Origin of the sequence: Methylovorus glucosotrophus (genome assembly GCF_009858335.1) — a bacterium.
Classification (GTDB): domain Bacteria; phylum Pseudomonadota; class Gammaproteobacteria; order Burkholderiales; family Methylophilaceae; genus Methylovorus; species Methylovorus glucosotrophus.
In genome coordinates this window covers 211,729-228,942 of record NZ_VMSE01000002.1, presented here as the reverse complement: position 1 = coordinate 228,942, position 17,214 = coordinate 211,729, and the positions used below count along the sequence as shown (strand labels likewise).

20 protein-coding genes and 5 tRNA genes are annotated in these 17,214 nt (G+C 51.0%); 1 reads left to right on the top strand and 24 read right to left on the bottom strand.

Going from position 1 to position 17,214, the window contains the following annotated elements:
* Window positions 1-10 precede the first annotated feature (10 nt).
* From rpoB to FNL37_RS12050, 19 genes are all read right to left on the bottom strand, one after another.
* Entirely contained in the window at window positions 11-4,183 is a 4,173-nt protein-coding gene (gene rpoB / locus FNL37_RS12140) for a DNA-directed RNA polymerase subunit beta (RefSeq protein ID WP_013441123.1), read from the bottom strand.
* A 125-nt stretch (window positions 4,184-4,308) separates the two neighbouring features.
* Window positions 4,309-4,689, bottom strand: a complete 381-nt coding sequence (rplL, locus tag FNL37_RS12135) for a 50S ribosomal protein L7/L12 (RefSeq protein ID WP_013441122.1) — start codon at window positions 4,687-4,689, stop codon at window positions 4,309-4,311.
* 29 nt (window positions 4,690-4,718) lie between these two features.
* Window positions 4,719-5,243: a 50S ribosomal protein L10 gene (rplJ, locus tag FNL37_RS12130; RefSeq protein ID WP_015829258.1), complete on the bottom strand. Its 525-nt coding sequence runs from the start codon at window positions 5,241-5,243 to the stop codon at window positions 4,719-4,721.
* Between the two features lie 258 nt (window positions 5,244-5,501).
* On the bottom strand, window positions 5,502-6,194 hold the full coding sequence (gene rplA, locus FNL37_RS12125; protein WP_211371970.1) for a 50S ribosomal protein L1: 693 nt from the start codon (window positions 6,192-6,194) through the stop codon (window positions 5,502-5,504).
* Window positions 6,195-6,626, bottom strand: coding sequence for a 50S ribosomal protein L11 (gene rplK, locus FNL37_RS12120; RefSeq protein ID WP_013441119.1), 432 nt, complete (start codon window positions 6,624-6,626; stop codon window positions 6,195-6,197).
* A 127-nt stretch (window positions 6,627-6,753) separates the two neighbouring features.
* A complete protein-coding gene (gene nusG, locus FNL37_RS12115; protein ID WP_013441118.1) occupies window positions 6,754-7,290 on the bottom strand; it encodes a transcription termination/antitermination protein NusG in 537 nt (178 codons plus the stop codon).
* Between the two features lies 1 nt (window position 7,291).
* Window positions 7,292-7,657: a preprotein translocase subunit SecE gene (gene secE / locus FNL37_RS12110; protein ID WP_255348597.1), complete on the bottom strand. Its 366-nt coding sequence runs from the start codon at window positions 7,655-7,657 to the stop codon at window positions 7,292-7,294.
* 7 nt (window positions 7,658-7,664) lie between these two features.
* Window positions 7,665-7,740, bottom strand: a tRNA-Trp gene (locus FNL37_RS12105).
* 68 nt (window positions 7,741-7,808) lie between these two features.
* The gene (gene tuf, locus FNL37_RS12100) at window positions 7,809-8,999 is read right to left on the bottom strand and encodes an elongation factor Tu (protein WP_013441116.1); all 1,191 of its coding nucleotides are present in this window, start codon (window positions 8,997-8,999) and stop codon (window positions 7,809-7,811) included.
* Window positions 9,000-9,037: 38 nt separating this feature from the next.
* A tRNA-Thr gene (locus FNL37_RS12095) sits at window positions 9,038-9,112 on the bottom strand.
* A 24-nt stretch (window positions 9,113-9,136) separates the two neighbouring features.
* Window positions 9,137-9,212 (bottom strand) — tRNA-Gly (locus FNL37_RS12090).
* A gap of 40 nt (window positions 9,213-9,252) precedes the next feature.
* Window positions 9,253-9,337, bottom strand: a tRNA-Tyr gene (locus tag FNL37_RS12085).
* Window positions 9,338-9,399: 62 nt separating this feature from the next.
* Window positions 9,400-9,475 (bottom strand) — tRNA-Thr (locus tag FNL37_RS12080).
* An 11-nt stretch (window positions 9,476-9,486) separates the two neighbouring features.
* Entirely contained in the window at window positions 9,487-9,906 is a 420-nt protein-coding gene (locus FNL37_RS12075; RefSeq protein WP_159356338.1) for a ClpXP protease specificity-enhancing factor, read from the bottom strand.
* Window positions 9,907-9,910: 4 nt separating this feature from the next.
* The gene (locus tag FNL37_RS12070) at window positions 9,911-10,510 is read right to left on the bottom strand and encodes a glutathione S-transferase N-terminal domain-containing protein (protein WP_013441114.1); all 600 of its coding nucleotides are present in this window, start codon (window positions 10,508-10,510) and stop codon (window positions 9,911-9,913) included.
* A gap of 68 nt (window positions 10,511-10,578) precedes the next feature.
* Window positions 10,579-11,313, bottom strand: a complete 735-nt coding sequence (locus FNL37_RS12065; RefSeq protein WP_013441113.1) for a cytochrome c1 — start codon at window positions 11,311-11,313, stop codon at window positions 10,579-10,581.
* Window positions 11,313-12,596, bottom strand: a complete 1,284-nt coding sequence (locus tag FNL37_RS12060; protein WP_159356337.1) for a cytochrome b — start codon at window positions 12,594-12,596, stop codon at window positions 11,313-11,315. Before FNL37_RS12060 ends, FNL37_RS12065 begins: the two co-directional genes overlap by 1 nt.
* 2 nt (window positions 12,597-12,598) lie before the next feature.
* Window positions 12,599-13,195 carry a ubiquinol-cytochrome c reductase iron-sulfur subunit gene (gene petA, locus FNL37_RS12055; RefSeq protein WP_013441111.1) on the bottom strand — a complete coding sequence of 199 codons (597 nt, stop codon included), beginning with the start codon at window positions 13,193-13,195 and terminating at the stop codon, window positions 12,599-12,601.
* Window positions 13,196-13,291: 96 nt separating this feature from the next.
* The gene (locus tag FNL37_RS12050) at window positions 13,292-14,038 is read right to left on the bottom strand and encodes a Nif3-like dinuclear metal center hexameric protein (protein ID WP_159356538.1); all 747 of its coding nucleotides are present in this window, start codon (window positions 14,036-14,038) and stop codon (window positions 13,292-13,294) included.
* A gap of 37 nt (window positions 14,039-14,075) precedes the next feature.
* Here FNL37_RS12050 and FNL37_RS12045 point away from each other — a divergent pair, with 37 nt between their 5' ends.
* Window positions 14,076-15,230: a Do family serine endopeptidase gene (locus FNL37_RS12045; protein ID WP_159356336.1), complete on the top strand. Its 1,155-nt coding sequence runs from the start codon at window positions 14,076-14,078 to the stop codon at window positions 15,228-15,230.
* Window positions 15,231-15,263: 33 nt separating this feature from the next.
* Here FNL37_RS12045 and FNL37_RS12040 read toward each other — a convergent pair whose 3' ends face one another.
* From FNL37_RS12040 to FNL37_RS12020, 5 genes are all read right to left on the bottom strand, one after another.
* Window positions 15,264-15,386, bottom strand: coding sequence for a DUF3149 domain-containing protein (locus FNL37_RS12040; RefSeq protein WP_013441107.1), 123 nt, complete (start codon window positions 15,384-15,386; stop codon window positions 15,264-15,266).
* Between the two features lie 146 nt (window positions 15,387-15,532).
* Window positions 15,533-16,261 (bottom strand): twin-arginine translocase subunit TatC, encoded by a 729-nt coding sequence (gene tatC / locus FNL37_RS12035; protein ID WP_159356335.1) that lies wholly within the window; start codon window positions 16,259-16,261, stop codon window positions 15,533-15,535.
* Window positions 16,258-16,614 carry a Sec-independent protein translocase protein TatB gene (gene tatB, locus FNL37_RS12030; protein ID WP_159356334.1) on the bottom strand — a complete coding sequence of 119 codons (357 nt, stop codon included), beginning with the start codon at window positions 16,612-16,614 and terminating at the stop codon, window positions 16,258-16,260. Before tatB ends, tatC begins: the two co-directional genes overlap by 4 nt.
* Before the next feature lie 15 nt (window positions 16,615-16,629).
* Entirely contained in the window at window positions 16,630-16,848 is a 219-nt protein-coding gene (tatA, locus tag FNL37_RS12025; RefSeq protein WP_159356333.1) for a Sec-independent protein translocase subunit TatA, read from the bottom strand.
* Between the two features lie 23 nt (window positions 16,849-16,871).
* Window positions 16,872-17,210: a histidine triad nucleotide-binding protein gene (locus tag FNL37_RS12020; protein WP_159356332.1), complete on the bottom strand. Its 339-nt coding sequence runs from the start codon at window positions 17,208-17,210 to the stop codon at window positions 16,872-16,874.
* Window positions 17,211-17,214 lie beyond the last annotated feature (4 nt).

Genomic DNA, 17,214 nt, shown 5'->3' with positions numbered 1-17,214 from the left:
CGGATTCTCCTTAATTACGGTCCAGGTCAATATCGATAGCGAGCGAGCGAATTTCCTTCACCAGCACGTTGAACGACTCCGGCATGCCGGCATCGATCTTGTGCTCGCCCTTGACGATGTTCTCGTAGACCTTGGTACGGCCGGATACGTCATCCGACTTAACCGTGAGCATTTCCTGCAGGGTGTACGAAGCACCATAGGCTTCTAGTGCCCAAACTTCCATTTCACCGAAGCGCTGACCACCAAACTGCGCCTTACCGCCCAATGGCTGCTGAGTAACCAGCGAGTATGGACCAGTAGAACGTGCATGCATCTTGTCATCTACCAAGTGATGCAGCTTCAGTACGTGCATGTAGCCAACCGTCACTGGGCGCTCGAATGGCTCACCGGAACGGCCGTCAATCAGCTTGACCTGGGTTTTGCCAGCCGCAAACTGCAGCTGCTGTGTGCGGGCATCATCATCCGGGAATGCCAGATCCAGCATGTCGCGGATGTCCTGCTCGGTTGCACCGTCAAACACTGGCGTTGCAAATGGCACACCGCGTTCCAGATTGCGGGCAAGTTCGAATACTTCTTCGTCGGTCAGCGACTTGATGTCTTCTTTCTTGCCGTTGCTGTTGTTGTAAATCTGGTCGATGAACTTACGGATTTCATTAGCCTTGGTTTCTGCCTGCAGCATTGCGCCAATACGCATGCCCAAGCCCTTGGCAGCCCAACCCAGGTGAACTTCCAGAATCTGACCGATGTTCATACGCGAAGGCACGCCCAGCGGGTTCAGCACGATATCCATAGGGGTACCGTCTGCCATATGTGGCATATCTTCTACTGGCACAATCTTGGAAACCACACCCTTGTTACCGTGACGGCCGGCCATCTTGTCACCAGGCTGAATACGACGCTTAACAGCCAGGTAAACCTTGACCATTTTCTGCACGCCTGGAGGCAACTCATCGCCCTGAGTCAGCTTGCGCTTCTTCTCTTCGAACTTGCTGTCAAACTCAACGCGGGCTTGTGCCAGACTGTCCTTCAGCTGCTCAAGTTGGCGGGCAGCTTCTTCGTCAGACAGGCGAATATCAAACCAGTCATAACGACCAATGCTTTCCAGATACTCAGCGGTGAGGGTCTCACCCTTCTTCAGCTTGTTAGGACCACCTGTAGCTACCTTGCCTTCGATCAGGCGACGGATACGGCCGAATGCATCGTCTTCCACAATACGCATCTGGTCAGCCAGATCCTGCTTGTAGTGACCCAGCTGATCATCAATGATCTGCTGTGCACGCGTGTCGCGATCAATGCCTTCACGGGTGAAGACTTGTACGTCGATAACGGTACCTGACATGCCGGAAGGCACGCGCAGGGAAGTATCCTTAACATCGGAAGCCTTCTCACCGAAGATGGCGCGCAGCAGCTTTTCTTCTGGTGTCAGCTGAGTTTCACCCTTAGGTGTTACCTTGCCGACCAGCACGTCACCTGCTTCCACTTCCGCACCGATGTAGATGATGCCGGACTCATCCAGACGACCAAGCATGCGCTCGGACAGATTGGAGATGTCACGTGTAATTTCTTCTGCACCCAGCTTGGTGTCACGGGCAACCACGGACAATTCTTCGATATGGATCGAGGTATAACGGTCATCTGCCACAACGCGCTCGGAGATCAGAATCGAGTCTTCGAAGTTGTAACCATTCCATGGCATAAAGGCGACCAGCATGTTCTGGCCCAGCGCCAATTCACCCATATCGGTAGATGCGCCGTCCGCAATCACATCACCGCGAGCCAGCACGTCACCAATCTTGACCAGCGGACGCTGATTGATGTTGGTGTTCTGGTTGGAACGGGTGTACTTGATCAGGTTGTAAATGTCCACGCCGACTTCGCCAGCAGCGGCTTCGGCATCATGCACACGCACCACGATACGACCAGAGTCTACGTAATCCACGATACCACCGCGGCGGGCTTGTACAGTCGTGCCGGAGTCTACCGCTACGGTACGCTCAATGCCGGTACCCACGATCGCTTTTTCAGCACGCAGACATGGTACTGCCTGACGTTGCATGTTGGCGCCCATCAATGCGCGGTTGGCGTCATCGTGCTCCAGGAATGGAATCAGGGAAGCCGCTACCGACACAATCTGACCAGGAGCCACGTCCATGTATTGCACGCGATCAGGCTGTGCCATGGTGAATTCATTGTGGTACCGGGCAGAGATCAGCTCTTCCTTGAACTGACCATTCTTATCCAGCTCAGAGTTAGCCTGGGCGATCATGTATTGGCTTTCCTCAATCGCAGAGAGGAAGTCAATCTTGTCACTTACCTTGTTGCCATCAACACGACGGTAAGGCGTTTCCAGGAAACCATACTGATTGGTGCGTGAGTACAGCGCCAACGAGTTGATCAGACCAATGTTTGGACCTTCAGGCGTTTCAATCGGACATACACGGCCGTAATGGGTCGAGTGTACGTCACGCACTTCAAAGCCAGCACGTTCACGGGTCAAACCGCCTGGGCCCAGAGCAGAAACACGACGCTTGTGGGTAATTTCCGACAGCGGGTTGGTCTGGTCCATAAACTGGGAAAGCTGGGATGAACCGAAGAACTCACGGATCGCGCTCGACACCGGCTTGGCATTGATCAGATCGTGCGGCATCAGGTTGTCAGATTCAGCTTGTGACAAACGCTCCTTAACGGCACGCTCCACACGAACCAAACCTGCACGGAACTGATTTTCGGCCAATTCACCAACGGAACGGATACGACGATTACCCAGATGGTCAATATCGTCAATTTCGCCACGGCCATTGCGCAATTCAACCAGTACCGCAATAACGGCCAGAATATCTTCGTTGGAGAGAACCGGAGCACCTTCAGCACCACGTGCACCTGATTTTTCATAGAAGCGACGCAACCAGGCAGCAGTGCGCTCTTCAATCTTTTCAGGGAATGCACGACGGTTGAATTTCATGCGACCAACGGTCGACAGGTCATAGCGCTCTTCATTGAAGAACAAGCCATCGAACAGGGCTTCTACTGCATCTTCAGTAGGTGGCTCACCAGGACGCATCATGCGATAGATCGCAACGCGTGCGCTGTATTGGTCAGGGATTTCATCAATGCGCAAGGTTTGCGAAATGTAATCACCATGATCGAGGTCATTGGCATACAGAGTATTAATCTTGCCAACCTTGGCTTCACGCAACTTCTCAAGCAAAGACTCGGTGATTTCGTCGTTGGCATTCGCCACAACTTCACCGGTTTCCTTGTCGATAATGCCGGAGCTTAATGCACGGCCGAGTACAAACTCTTCAGGCACATTGATCTTGCTGATGCCAGCTTTTTCCATATCGCGGATATGCTTGACGGTAATGCGCTTATCCTTGGCAACAATCACATTGCCGCTGCCATCGATGATGTCGAACTTGGCGACTTCACCGCGCAGGCGCTCGGGCAACAGTTCAAACTGCACACCCTTGGCGCTGATATGGAACGTGTCCAGATCGTAGAACGTTTCCAGAATCTGCTCTGGCGTAAAGCCCAGGGCTTTCAGCAGAATGGTCACTGGCATCTTGCGACGACGGTCAACGCGGAAATACAGGTAGTCCTTTGGATCAAACTCAAAGTCGAGCCAGGAACCACGGTAAGGGATGATACGAGCCGAGAACAGCAGTTTGCCCGAGCTATGGGTTTTACCGCGATCATGCTCGAAGAATACGCCAGGGCTACGATGCAACTGGGACACGATAACGCGCTCAGTGCCGTTGATAACAAACGAGCCATTCTCCGTCATCAGGGGCAGTTCGCCCATGTAGACTTCCTGCTCTTTGACTTCCTTCACGGTAGGCTTGGAAGCTTCTTTATCCATGATTGTTAGGCGGACCTTGACGCGCAAAGGTGCGGCGTAGGTCAGGCCACGTTGCTGACATTCCTTGACGTCAAAAGGCTCTTGACCCAAGGTATAGCTGACGTAATCCAGACGGGCATTGCCGGAATGGCTAACAATAGGGAAAACCGAGTTGAACGTGGCTTGCAATCCTGCATTTTCACGCTTGTCGACGGGCACATTAGCCTGCAGGAAAGCCGCATACGACTCCAATTGCATGGCGAGCAGGTAAGGTACTTCCTGCACGCTTTCACGTTTGGCAAAACTTTTACGTATACGTTTTTTCTCGGTAAAGGAATAGCTCATAGCATCTCCTGAGAGGGGGTAGAAGGTAGAAAACAGAGTGCTAAAAATAACCCTCTGTTTTATATCTTCTTAAAATGGTGAAGGCTGACGGTCTCCCGTCAGCCTGTGCACCACAGTATTGCTTATTACTTAACTTCGGCCTTAGCGCCAGCTTCTTCCAGCTTCTTGGCGGCAGCATCGGCATCAGCCTTGGATACGCCTTCCTTAACAGCCTTAGGAGCACCGTCAACCAGGTCCTTAGCTTCCTTCAGACCCAGGGAAGTCAGTTCGCGAACAGCCTTAATAACGTTCACTTTGTTGTCGCCAGCGGAAACCAGAATTACGTCGAATTCAGTTTTCTCTTCAGCGGCAGCAGCGCCGCCTGCAGCAGGAGCTGCAGCAACAGCTACAGCAGCAGCTGCAGCGGATACACCAAACTTCTCTTCCAGATCCTTGATCAGTTCGGACAGTTCCAGAACGGTCAACGACGCGATTGCGTCAAGAATTTCTGCTTTAGATAATGCCATTTGTAATACTCCTGATAATTTGATTTTGATTAAGCTGCTTGTTTCTGGTCACGTACTGCAGCCAGACCGCGCGCAAACTTCGTAGGTACTTCATTAAGCGTACGTACAAAAGTGGCGATCGGGGCTTGCATGGTGCCCAGCAACTTGGCCAGCAACTCTTCACGGCTAGGCAACGACGCCAGGGCTTGAACTGCTTTCGCATCCATGACCTGGTTAGGCATTGCACCTGCCTTGATAACGAACTTGTCGTTAGCTTTGGCGAAATCACTCAATACCTTTGCCGCGGCAACTGGATCGGTAGAAATACCGAATACCAGAGGGCCGACCATTGCGTCAGCAAGACCGGAAAACGGGGTGCCATCAACAGCACGACGCACCAGCGTATTCTTCAGAACACGCAGATACACACCGGATTTTCTGGCTTGTGCACGCAGTTGAGTCATATCCCCTACTTCAATGCCACGATACTCAGCAAGAATGATTGCCTGTGCCGTTGCGACTTGCTCGCTGACCTCAGCAACCACTGCCTTTTTCTGCTCAAGATTAAGACTCAAGGTCTTCTCCTTCCGTTAATTAAGCATTTGCAGTTGCCCGCAAACACCTTCCCACGGCGACCTTTCATCAGGAGTACACATTGTGTTGATATCCTGTTTCGGGTAACGCCATCTGCGTAGGATAGACAAGCCACCAACTTAAGCCTGCCCCGATTAAATCTCTTGCGAGATTCCTACGGTCTTTGATAACCCTGTGACGAATGTTCCCGCCACAGGCCCAAAGTTCTTTTAATGCCAGCCAGGCTGGCAAGTTTTACATTAAGCGATGCTGGACTGATCAACACGCACACCAGCACCCATGGTGCTGGAAACCGAAACCTTCTTCAGGTAAACACCCTTGGAAGATGCTGGCTTGGCCTTGTTCAAAGCATCAACCAGTGCAGCCAAGTTGGCTTGCAGAGCATCAACACCGAAAGAGGCACGACCGATAGTGCAGTGCACGATACCGCCCTTGTCTGTACGATATTGGACTTGACCTGCCTTGGAATTCTTGACGGCAGTAGCCACGTCAGGAGTAACCGTACCAACCTTGGGGTTAGGCATCAGGCCACGTGGACCGAGCACTTGACCCAGGGCACCCACGATACGCATAGCATCAGGAGTCGCAATTGCAACGTCAAAGTCGAGCATGCCGCCCTTAACTTGTTCAGCCAGATCTTCAAAACCAACAATATCTGCACCTGCGGCTTTGGCTGCTTCAGCAGCGGCGCCTTGGGCAAATACAGCCACGCGCTTGGTCTTACCAGTGCCGTGTGGCAATACGAGAGCGCCACGAACCAGTTGGTCAGATTTACGTGCATCAATACCCAGATTGATAACAGCGTCTACCGACTCATCAAACTTGGCGGTTGCGGTTTCTTTTACCAGAGCAAGGGCTTCGGTGGCTGCGTAAATTTTATTACGGTCAACCTTGGCACGCAGAGCCTGCAAACGTTTAGAAATGTTAGCCATTTACACACCCTCCACTTCAATGCCCATGCTGCGTGCGCTACCTGCAATGGTACGAACAGCCGCATCCAGATCACCTGCTGTCAAGTCAGGTGCTTTAGTCTTAGCAATCTCTTCGGCTTGAGCGCGAGTGATCTTGCCAACCTTATCGGTATGAGGACGTGGGGAACCCTTATCAATCTTCGCTGCCTTCTTGATCAGAATGGTAGCGGGAGGGGTCTTCATTACGAAGGTGAAGCTCTTGTCTGCAAATGCAGTGATGACCACTGGAATTGGCAAACCTGGCTCCAAACTCTGCGTAGCAGCATTGAATGCCTTGCAGAATTCCATGATATTCAAACCACGCTGACCCAGTGCTGGACCAACTGGTGGACTAGGATTGGCTTTGCCTGCAGGAATCTGCAGCTTGATATAGCCGACAACTTTCTTTGCCATTTTAAACTCCTCAATGGGTACAAGCGCTTTAGTTACAAAGCTCCCCGTCAATAAATGCAGCTTACGCTACAGCCACTGCGTCATTTTTAAAGACGCAAACAGGCCTGCCAAAGGCAAGCCTGAAATCTTAAACTTCTTTTTCCACCTGATCGAAATCAAGCTCTACTGGGGTGGCACGTCCGAAGATTACGACAGAGACACGCAACTTGCTCTTTTCGTAGTTAATGTCTTCAACATTGCCAGAAAAATCTTTAAAGGGTCCGTCAATAACTCGTACTGACTCACCTTTTTCGAAGGTAAGCTTCTGGGTGGGGTTACTCTTACTCTCATCCATACGCTGAAGGATAATCTCAACTTCCTTATCCTTAATGGGAGTGGGCTTGAGAGCGGTACCACCGATAAACGCTGTCACTCGCGGAGTGCTCTTAACCAAATGCCAGGTATCGTCGTTCATCTGCATTTGAACCAACACATACCCAGGGTAAAGCTTGCGCTCACTAATGGCCTTCTGGCCATTTTTCATCTCAATCACTTCTTCAACAGGGACGAGAATCTGACCAAACATATCCTGCAAATCTGAACGAGCAATACGCTCTTCCAGACCACGCTGAACGGATTTTTCAAAGCCAGAAAAGGCTTGCACTGCATACCATCGCATACTCATCTTAGGCGCCCCTTCCCATCAGCATTTTCACACCCCACAAAAAGCCAATGTCAACCAGCCATAGAAAGACCGCCATCACCATTACCAGCACGAAGACTGCAACGGTAGTCTGTATTGTCTCTTTACGCGTTGGCCAAACGACGCGACGTGCTTCAGCAGCTGAATCTTGCACAAACGCAAAAGCCTCACGCCCCAAAGGCGTGGACCAGAAAACAACGACAGCAGCAATAATCCCGGCCAACACAGCCAGGATTCGCACAACCAGCGCATGCTCAGACAGCAAATAAAAGCCTGCCACGCCTGCAGCGACAAGTATCAAAGCAAGCACAAGCTTAATTTTATCAATCATATATGTTGCGCACTTAATGTTGTAATGGCAGGCCAGGAGGGTCTCGAACCCCCAACCCTCGGTTTTGGAGACCGATACTCTGCCAATTGAGCTACTGGCCTAAAACTCTGGAGAACGCACAAGGGCTGCAACGATGAACATCGCGCAGCCCCAGTCAGATCAGAAACGATTACTCAATAATTTTCGCGACGACGCCGGCACCAACGGTACGGCCACCTTCACGAATCGCAAAGCGCAGACCGTCTTCCATCGCGATCGGGGCAATCAGTGCCACGGTGATGGATACGTTGTCGCCTGGCATTACCATTTCGGTACCTGCTGGCAGTTCTACTGCACCAGTTACGTCAGTGGTACGGAAGTAGAACTGTGGACGGTAGCCATTGAAGAATGGGGTGTGACGGCCGCCTTCGTCCTTGCCCAGCACGTAGATTTCTGCGCTGAACTTGGTGTGTGGCTTGATCGAACCAGTCTTGGCCAATACTTGACCACGCTCAACTTCTTCACGCTTGGTACCACGCAGCAGTACGCCAACGTTGTCGCCTGCTTGACCTTGGTCCAGCAACTTGCGGAACATTTCTACGCCGGTGCAGGTGGTCTTCAGGGTTGGCTTGATACCTACGATTTCGATTTCATCACCAACCTTCACAATACCACGCTCGATACGGCCAGTAACGACAGTACCGCGACCAGAGATGGAGAATACGTCTTCTACTGGCATCAGGAAGGTGCCGTCAACTGCACGCTCTGGAGTTGGGATGTAGCTGTCCAACGCATCTGCCAAACGGAAGATGGCAGGTTCGCCGATTTCGGATTGGTCGCCTTCCAGTGCCTTCAGGGCGGAACCCTTGATCACAGGGATATCATCGCCTGGGAAGTCGTACTTGGAGAGCAGTTCGCGGATTTCCATTTCAACCAGCTCGAGCAGCTCGGCGTCATCCACCATGTCGGCCTTGTTCATGAACACGACGATGTAAGGTACGCCAACCTGACGTGCCAACAGGATGTGCTCACGGGTTTGTGGCATCGGGCCGTCAGCGGCGGAACAGACCAGAATCGCGCCGTCCATCTGCGCAGCGCCGGTAATCATGTTCTTAACATAGTCGGCGTGGCCTGGGCAGTCTACGTGAGCGTAGTGGCGAGTTGCAGTTTCGTATTCAACGTGCGCTGTGTTGATGGTAATACCACGTGCCTTTTCTTCTGGCGCCGCATCGATCTGGTCGTATGCCTTGGCTTCACCACCAAACTTCTTCGACAGAATTGTCGTGATCGCCGCTGTCAGCGTCGTCTTACCATGGTCAACGTGACCAATCGTGCCTACGTTGACGTGCGGCTTCGTCCGCTCAAATTTACCTTTTGCCATTACCGTTTCCTTTAACCGACTTTATCAAGTTAATGAAGTGGTGCCCATGGCGGGAATCGGACCCGCGACCTCTCCCTTACCAAGGGAGTGCTCTACCACTGAGCCACATGGGCGCTTTACTAAATTCTTACTTAAACTGGAGCGGGCGACGAGGTTCGAACTCGCGACATCTTGCTTGGAAGGCAAGTGCTCTACCAACTGAGCTACACCCGCGCGCCTCGCCAGTTATCAACGCTGGCTCCAACTTTAAATTTGGTGGAGGGGGAAGGATTCGAACCTTCGTACTCTGAGAGAACGGATTTACAGTCCGTCGCCTTTAACCACTCGGCCACCCCTCCAAACCGAACCCGAGATTATGCTGACAATTTCACGTACTGTCAAACCCTAACTGGGCGGTAACTGGTGCCGGATGTCGGAATCGAACTGACGACCTTCGCATTACAAGTGCGCTGCTCTGCCAACTGAGCTAATCCGGCGTAAAACTTATTTAATCTTTTTTAACCAACGTCAGAGAAGGCTTTTTAACTTCTTTAGGAGCCTGAGGCTTTCCAACAGCTTCAGACTGGCTTACCTGATCAGGTTTATCCTCAACAGGCTCAGCCTCAAAAAACATGCCCTGACTATTTTCGCGAGCGAAGATACCACGAACCGCGCCAATTGGCACGTAAATATTTTGCGAAGCACCAGAAAATCTTGCTGAAAAACTGATTGCAGTGTTATCAATCACCAAGTCCTTGGTGGCTGAATAATTGATATTTAACACTATTTCGCCGTTCTTTACGTATGCCATAGGCACTCGGGTATTTTCATCCACCGCCACCAGCAAATGTGGCGTAAATCCATTGTCCACGCACCACTCATGCACGGCGCGTATCAGGTAGGGCTTAGTGGATGAAACATTTTCCATGACCTTACTTCCGCATTGCTTTTTCGGAAGGGGTCATCGCCTCGATGTAAGCCGGGCGAGAGAATATACGTTCTGCGTACTTAAGTAAAGGTGCAGCTTGCTTGGGCAGCTCAATTCCATAATGCCCAAGACGCCATAAGAGCGGTGCAATGGCCACATCCAGCATGGAAAATTCGTCGCCCAGAATATATTCCTGGCGGCTAAACAAAGGCACGATCTGCGTCAGATTGTCTCGAATAATCAAGCGCGCCTTATCAGCCAGCTTCTGATTGCCAGACTCAATATCTTTGATATGACTGAACAACTGCTCTTCAAAGTTGTGAAGAAACAATCTGGCACGCGCTCGCATGACAGGATCAGCGGGCATAAGCTGAGGATGAGGAAAACGCTCGTCGATATATTCATTGATGATGTTTGCTTGCTGCAGCACCAAATCACGTTCAACGAGGACAGGGACTTCATTGTGCGGATTGATTACGGCCAGATCTTCTGGCTTGTTGGCAAGATCCACGTCGATCACTTGGAAATCCATGCCTTTTTCAAATAGCACAATGCGGCAGCGGTGGCTGTATGGATCAGTAGTTCCAGAATACAAGGTCATCATGATGTTGTTTCCTTACAAAACAAAAAAGCGGGATTGCCCGCAAAGGCAATCCCGCCTTGAATAGAACGTTAGTGTATATCTTTCCAGAATTCTTTTTTCAGATAGTACGCGACGATGAAAAGCAAACCAAGGAACAGGATCACGATTAATCCCAATTGCAGGCGCAGACCTTTAGCAGGCTCGCTCATGAATACTAGGTAATTCACCAGGTCAGCGACCATCGCGTCATACTGAGCAGGCTCAAGCACGCCTGGCTTGGTCAGCACCAGCGTATGCTTCTCGACCTCATGACCGTGCTCATCCACTGTTTTCTGAACCTTGAGGGTTTGCTCACCTTGCAACTGCCATAGCACGTGCGGCATAGCCACTTTGTCATAGACAGTATTGTTCCAGCCTGTCGGACGAGTATCGTCACGATAGAAGCCCCTCAAGTAGCTGTACAGCCAGTCAGGTCCGTTTGCATATGCACGCGCCTGCACCGAGAGATCCGGAGGTGTTGCTCCAAACCAGGATTTGGCATCCCGCTTAGGCATGGTGACAGTCATCGTGTCGCCCACCTTCTCACCAGCAAACATCAGGTTTGATTTGATTTCAGCATCGCTCAAACCAATATCTTTAAGCCGGTTATACCGCATATAGGCAGCGCTGTGACAGCTCAGGCAGTAGTTTACAAATGTCCTGGCACCACGCTGCAGCGAAGCCTGATTATTGGGATCGATAGGCGCATGATCAAGATGCACGCTCTCATTTGCCATCACCAAGGCAGGCAATAACAGGCCGACCAACAATAATACCTTTTTCATTATCCTGTTACCCTTTCTGGAACTGGCTTGGTCTTATCGATGCTGGTATACCAAGGCATCAAGATAAAGAACAGAAAGTAAACTGCAGTGAAAATTCTAGCCACCACCGTTGCACGGTCAGCACCGCCCACGAAGAATGTTGAAGGATCAAACACCCCCCAGACATTCGAAGGCTCGGTACCCAGATAACCCAGAATCAAAAAGCTCACTACAAACAATGCCAGCCACACCTTGTAGATAGAACCGCGATAGCGTATCGACTTCACGGGACTACGATCCAGCCAAGGCAGCAAGGCGAAAATCACGACAGACAGACCCATGGCAGCAACGCCAGGGAACTGCGAATTCATGATAGGCGGCACCGCACGCAAAATAGAGTAATAAGGCGTGAAATACCAAACGGGCGCAATGTGCGCTGGTGTTTTTAACGGGTCAGCCGGAATGAAGTTATTTGCTTCCAGGAAGTAGCCGCCCATTTCCGGCGCAAAGAAGATAATGGCCGAAAACACGATCAGGAAAACTGACACGCCGACAATATCCTTCACCGTGTAATACGGATGGAATGGAATGCCATCCAGTGGGATACCGGTTTCAGGATCTTTGTGTTTCTTGATTTCAACACCGTCCGGGTTGTTAGAGCCCACTTCATGCAGAGCAATGATATGCGCAGCCACCAAACCCAGCAGCACCAAAGGAAGAGCAATTACGTGGAACGCGAAGAACCGGTTAAGGGTCGCGTCAGACACCATGTAATCACCGCGCAGCCAAAGTGAAATATCTGGCCCAACAAACGGGATAGAGGTAAACAGATTGATAATCACCTGAGCACCCCAGTAGGACATCTGCCCCCATGGCAACAGATAGCCAAAGAATGCCTCACCCATCAGCGCAAGGAAAATCCCTACACCGAACAGCCATATCAGCTCACGAGGATTCCGATAAGACCCGTAGATCAGACCACGGAACATATGCAGATAGACCACCACGAAGAACATGGAAGCCCCGGTTGAGTGCATGTAGCGAATCAACCAGCCCCAGGAAACGTCACGCATGATGTACTCCACCGAAGCAAAGGCGAGCTCTGCATCAGGCTTGTAATTCATCGTGAGAAAAATGCCAGTAACGATCTGCAACACCAGTACCAACAGTGCCAATGAACCGAAGAAATACCAGAAGTTGAAGTTCTTGGGAGCGTAATACTCTGAGAGGTGGGCTTTCCAGTTGGCCGTCAATGGAAAACGGTCATCCACCCACCCGAGCAAACCAGTTAAATATTTTTGCATGATTACGCGGCCCCCTTGTCGTCTTCACCAATCAACAGCAGATTGTCGTTGAGGTATTTGTGTGGAGGCACCACCAGATTGATAGGTGCGGGAGAGCCTTTGAATACACGACCCGCCAGATCAAAACGGGAACCATGGCAAGGACAGAAAAAACCGCCCGGCCAATCTGCGCCCATTTCGTTGCCAGCTTGCAATTTGGGGGATGGTGAACAGCCCAGGTGAGTACATATACCCACCAGCACCATCAAATTCGACTTGATCGAACGTGAAGCATTCTGGCAATACGCAGGCTGCTGCGTGGTGACTTCCAGCTTGGGATCAGACAATTTGTCATCATGCTGGGTTAATGCGGCCATCATTTCCTGGCTACGATTGATCAACCATACTGGCTTACCGCGCCACTCGACGGTGATCATGGCGCCCGACTCGATCTTGCTGATGTCAGCCTCGACTGGAGCACCCGCTGCCTTTGCTCGCTCGCTTGGCAACATACTTGTAATAAAAGGAACTGCAACAGCCGCGGCTGCCACACCTCCCACTGCGGTAGTCGCTGCGATTAAAAAGCGCCGCTTCCCCTGATCCACTTGTTGATTCGCCATCACATTCCCTTAAATTTAATGCGACTTGCTCTAATACAGTTAATTAGCGCGCCATTTTACAGCGTTCAGAGAAAAACTTAAACCTAAAACCGCGGCTTATACAGGGTTATTGATTTCGATGTAGTGATGCTCCAGATTGAATCGATTTTGGAGATGTGCGCCCAAGGCCTGAATGCCATAACGCTCCGTCGCGTGATGTCCCGCCCCAATATAAACTACCCCGGCCTCATTAGCGAGATGCAAGTTTTGCTCCGACACCTCCCCACTGATATACGCGTCTACTCCCAATGCAATGGCTTGTTCCATATAACCTTGCGCACTGCCTGTACACCACGCCACCTTGCGAATCGGTTTCTCGCCAGGTCCTAACAATATCGCCTCGCGATCCAATATGCGGGATATATGCTGCCGCAACATGCTGCCCGTCATCTCAACCGCAGTTCTGCCGTAGGCAATCAGGTCCTGCTCCCCGGTCCAGCCATCGACAACAAATCCCAATTGTCTCGCCAGTTGTGCGTTGTTTCCCAATTCCTGATGGGCGTCCAGAGGAAGATGATAGGCTGCCAATGACATCCCGCTTTCCAACAGGAGCTTGATACGTTTTTGCTTTATTCCCACGATTCGCGCATCTTCGTTGCGCCAGAAATATCCGTGATGCACCATCACCAGATCGGCCCCCTGCTCTCTGGCCGCCTCCAGCAGCGAAAGCGATGCCGTCACACCTGTCACCAAGCGCGCGACTTCAGAGCGCCCCTCCACTTGCAGCCCATTTGGGCAATAATCCTTGAACCGCGCTACCTGAAGAATTTGTCCGGTATAATCTAACAACTCATTCAATTTCATTTTTCTGCATCCATTTTCGGAAAAACTCATTTAGATCATGCGCAAACTTTGGCTCATTTTTGCACAGACTGTCACCATCAGTCTCGCTGTCATTTTTGTCGCTCAACAATTTTATCCAGATTTGCTCACTCACAGCGCCAAACCGCTGGTTGTCAATGAAGCACCTGCCACCCCAGCCTCATCCATACCGCCCGGGTCTTACAGTGTTGCCGCAAAGAAGGCCATGCCTTCCGTTGTTAACATCTTTACCAGCAAAAAGGCTGAGGCAAATCCATCTCAACCTTTCATGGATGATCCGCTTTTCCGTCATTTTTTTGGTGATCAGCAGGATGAGCAACCACAACGTGAGAACAGCCTGGGGTCTGGTGTTATCGTCAGCACCCAGGGGCTGATCCTGACCAATCACCACGTCATTGAATCTGCTGATGAAATCGAAGTCGCACTGGCTGATGGCAGAACAGTATCGGCACGCGTCGTTGGCACAGACCCCGAGACGGATTTGGCCGTACTTAAAGTAGACGTAAAGAATCTGCCCGCGATTACGTTTGCCAAAGCGGATCAGATTAATGTTGGCGATGTGGTGCTGGCGATTGGCAATCCTTTTGGCGTCGGGCAAACCGTGACGCAAGGCATTATTAGCGCGGTTGGGCGCAGCCACCTGGGCATTAATACTTTTGAGAACTTCATTCAGACCGATGCGCCGATTAACCCGGGCAACTCCGGGGGGGCATTGATAGACACAGATGGCAATCTGGTTGGTGTCAACAGCGCCATCTACTCCCGCAGTGGCGGGTCAATGGGGATTGGTTTTGCCATTCCTGTCAGCCTCGCCAAACAGGTTATGGAACAGATCATTCGTCAAGGCAGTGTAACGCGTGGCTGGATTGGCATTGAGGCTCAAGACATCACACCAGAACTGGCGGAGTCTTTCCGCCTGAAAGAGGTGCGTGGCTCACTGATTGCCGGCATATTGCGCGACAGCCCTGCCGAGCGAGCCGGCTTGAGACCCGGAGATATTCTTCTGGAGATTGATGGGCGTCAGGTTCAGGACAGTTCCAGCATGCTGAACCTGATCTCCAGCTTGAAGCCAAACAAAAAAGCCATACTGAAAATCTCGCGCGACCAGAAAGAATTTTCCGTGCCCGTTCTTATTGGCAAGCGCCCGCGTCCAACTGTCGTTCCTACCGAGTAAGTCCCGGGCAACAAGCCCGGGAATATCCGCGCCTTATTTGGCGCGGTTCGCATTGACCACGCAATACCCTACCCAATAGCTAACTACCACGATCGTCAGCACTATCGTCATGATGGAAGCAATTCCAACCCAGGATCCAAACAGTACTTTCAGCATTTCAATCTCCTTTTACCCTGTCATTGTTATAGGCAAATTGATCTTACGCCTGGCAAAAAACTTTTTAAAGACCTTTTTTTAAATATGGTTAAATAACCATGAATAAATTATGGTCGTATGCATTTTTGCAACGCTAAGGTAAAAAACTAATCAGCTTGAGCAGTACGGACGCGCAGGAATCCTGCGACAAGAATGCCGGCCTCGTATAGCAACCACAGAGGGACAGCCAGCATAATCTGGGATATGACATCAGGAGGGGTGAAAATGGCGCCAATGACAAAGGCTCCGACAATGACATAGGAACGTATATCTTTGAGTGTCTCAATATTGACCAGGCCAAAATATACCAATAACACGACAGCCACCGGCACTTCAAAGGCAATACCGAACGCCATGAAAAGCGTGATAACAAAGTCAAGATAGTTGCCGATATCGGTCATCACGGCGACACCCTCAGGCGCTGTGCCGGCAATAAAGCCAAACACGACTGGGAACACCAGAAAATAAGCAAAGCACATCCCGGCGAAGAACAAGAGCGTGCTCGCCACGACCAGTGGCGCCATGAACCGCCGTTCATGGGTGTAGAGGCCAGGTGCAATAAATGACCAGACTTGATAAAGGGTGTGTGGCAGAGAGATAACAAATGCCGCCAGCATCGCCACTTTCATGGGCACAAAGAAAGGCGTGGTAACCGCTGTAGCAATCATTTGCCCGCCCGCCGGCAAATGACTCAATAATGGCTGGGCCAATAGCGTATAAATTTTATTGGCAAAGGGGAATAAGCCGATAAATACCAGCACCACTCCGATGACAATACGCAACAACCGGTTGCGCAACTCAATCAGATGCGAAATAAAGGTATCCGTCGTCGTCACTGTGGCTTGTGGGTGTCAGGTTGCACTGGGGGAGTAACGGCCTCGGGTGATGACTCAGGAGGAGGAATCATACTTCTCTCGACCTCATTGAGCTGCTCATTGGCGCGAGACTGAAATTGATGCATATCTGCCTGGAGACGATCAGCCCCCTGCTTGATTTCCTGCTGCAACTTCTGCAAATCCTGAAATTGGAGCTCACGATCAATATCAGACTTTACATTGGCAACATAGCGTTGCAACTTGCCTGCGAGTAACCCCAATGTCCGTGCCACCTTGGGTAATTTTTCCGGGCCGATCACAATCAAGGCAACTACGCCAATCACTAGCAGTTCGGAAAAAGCAATATCAAACACGGGCAGATGGCCGCTTTACTGCTTGGATTTCTGGGTCACTTCGCCTTCGACCGTATTGCTGTTTCCGCGATCATCCAGACTGCCCGGCTTTTGCGCGCCTTCATTCATGGCATCCTTGAAGTTTTTCACCGCGCCACCTACATCACTGCCCATATTGCGTAGCTTCTTGGTACCAAAAATCAGCACCACGATAACCAGCACGATCAACCAATGCCAAATACTGAATGAACCCATTTCAACTCTCCTGAATTTTAGCGCTAGGTTTTTGGCAGGGTAGTGCCGCCGCCAAAAACATGAACATGAATATGGAATACCTCTTGGCCACCTTCTCGCCCGGTATTGATCATGGTACGAAAGCCGGCAAGGCCTTGCTCTTTGGCCAGCTTGGGAGCCAACAGCAACATTTTTCCCAGCAATGCCTGATGAGATTCGTCGCAGATGGCCAATGATTCTATGTGCGCTCGCGGAACAATAAGAAAATGAACGGGGGCCAGAGGATTAATATCCTTGAATACCACCACGTCGTCATCTGCATAAATCTGGGTGGACGGAATGGCACCCGCGACAATTTTGCAAAAAATACAATCAGCACTCATTCCA

Bases quoted from the DNA above. Each gene is read 5' to 3' on its own strand.
- rplA (WP_211371970.1), bottom strand. From the start codon at position 6,194: ATGGCTAACATTTCTAAACGTTTGCAGGCTCTGCGTGCCAAGGTTGAC.
- FNL37_RS12070 (WP_013441114.1), bottom strand. From the start codon at position 10,510: ATGATGACCTTGTATTCTGGAACTACTGATCCATACAGCCACCGCTGC.
- tatA (WP_159356333.1), bottom strand. From the start codon at position 16,848: ATGGGTTCATTCAGTATTTGGCATTGGTTGATCGTGCTGGTTATCGTG.
- FNL37_RS12060 (WP_159356337.1), bottom strand. From the start codon at position 12,596: ATGCAAAAATATTTAACTGGTTTGCTCGGGTGGGTGGATGACCGTTTT.
- FNL37_RS12075 (WP_159356338.1), bottom strand. From the start codon at position 9,906: ATGGAAAATGTTTCATCCACTAAGCCCTACCTGATACGCGCCGTGCAT.
- FNL37_RS12050 (WP_159356538.1), bottom strand. From the start codon at position 14,038: ATGAAATTGAATGAGTTGTTAGATTATACCGGACAAATTCTTCAGGTA.
- FNL37_RS12065 (WP_013441113.1), bottom strand. From the start codon at position 11,313: ATGAAAAAGGTATTATTGTTGGTCGGCCTGTTATTGCCTGCCTTGGTG.
- petA (WP_013441111.1), bottom strand. From the start codon at position 13,195: ATGGCGAATCAACAAGTGGATCAGGGGAAGCGGCGCTTTTTAATCGCA.
- FNL37_RS12040 (WP_013441107.1), bottom strand. From the start codon at position 15,386: ATGCTGAAAGTACTGTTTGGATCCTGGGTTGGAATTGCTTCCATCATG.
- rpoB (WP_013441123.1), bottom strand. From the start codon at position 4,183: ATGAGCTATTCCTTTACCGAGAAAAAACGTATACGTAAAAGTTTTGCC.
- rplK (WP_013441119.1), bottom strand. From the start codon at position 6,626: ATGGCAAAGAAAGTTGTCGGCTATATCAAGCTGCAGATTCCTGCAGGC.
- FNL37_RS12020 (WP_159356332.1), bottom strand. From the start codon at position 17,210: ATGAGTGCTGATTGTATTTTTTGCAAAATTGTCGCGGGTGCCATTCCG.
- tuf (WP_013441116.1), bottom strand. From the start codon at position 8,999: ATGGCAAAAGGTAAATTTGAGCGGACGAAGCCGCACGTCAACGTAGGC.
- nusG (WP_013441118.1), bottom strand. From the start codon at position 7,290: ATGAGTATGCGATGGTATGCAGTGCAAGCCTTTTCTGGCTTTGAAAAA.
- rplL (WP_013441122.1), bottom strand. From the start codon at position 4,689: ATGGCATTATCTAAAGCAGAAATTCTTGACGCAATCGCGTCGTTGACC.
- FNL37_RS12045 (WP_159356336.1), top strand. From the start codon at position 14,076: ATGCGCAAACTTTGGCTCATTTTTGCACAGACTGTCACCATCAGTCTC.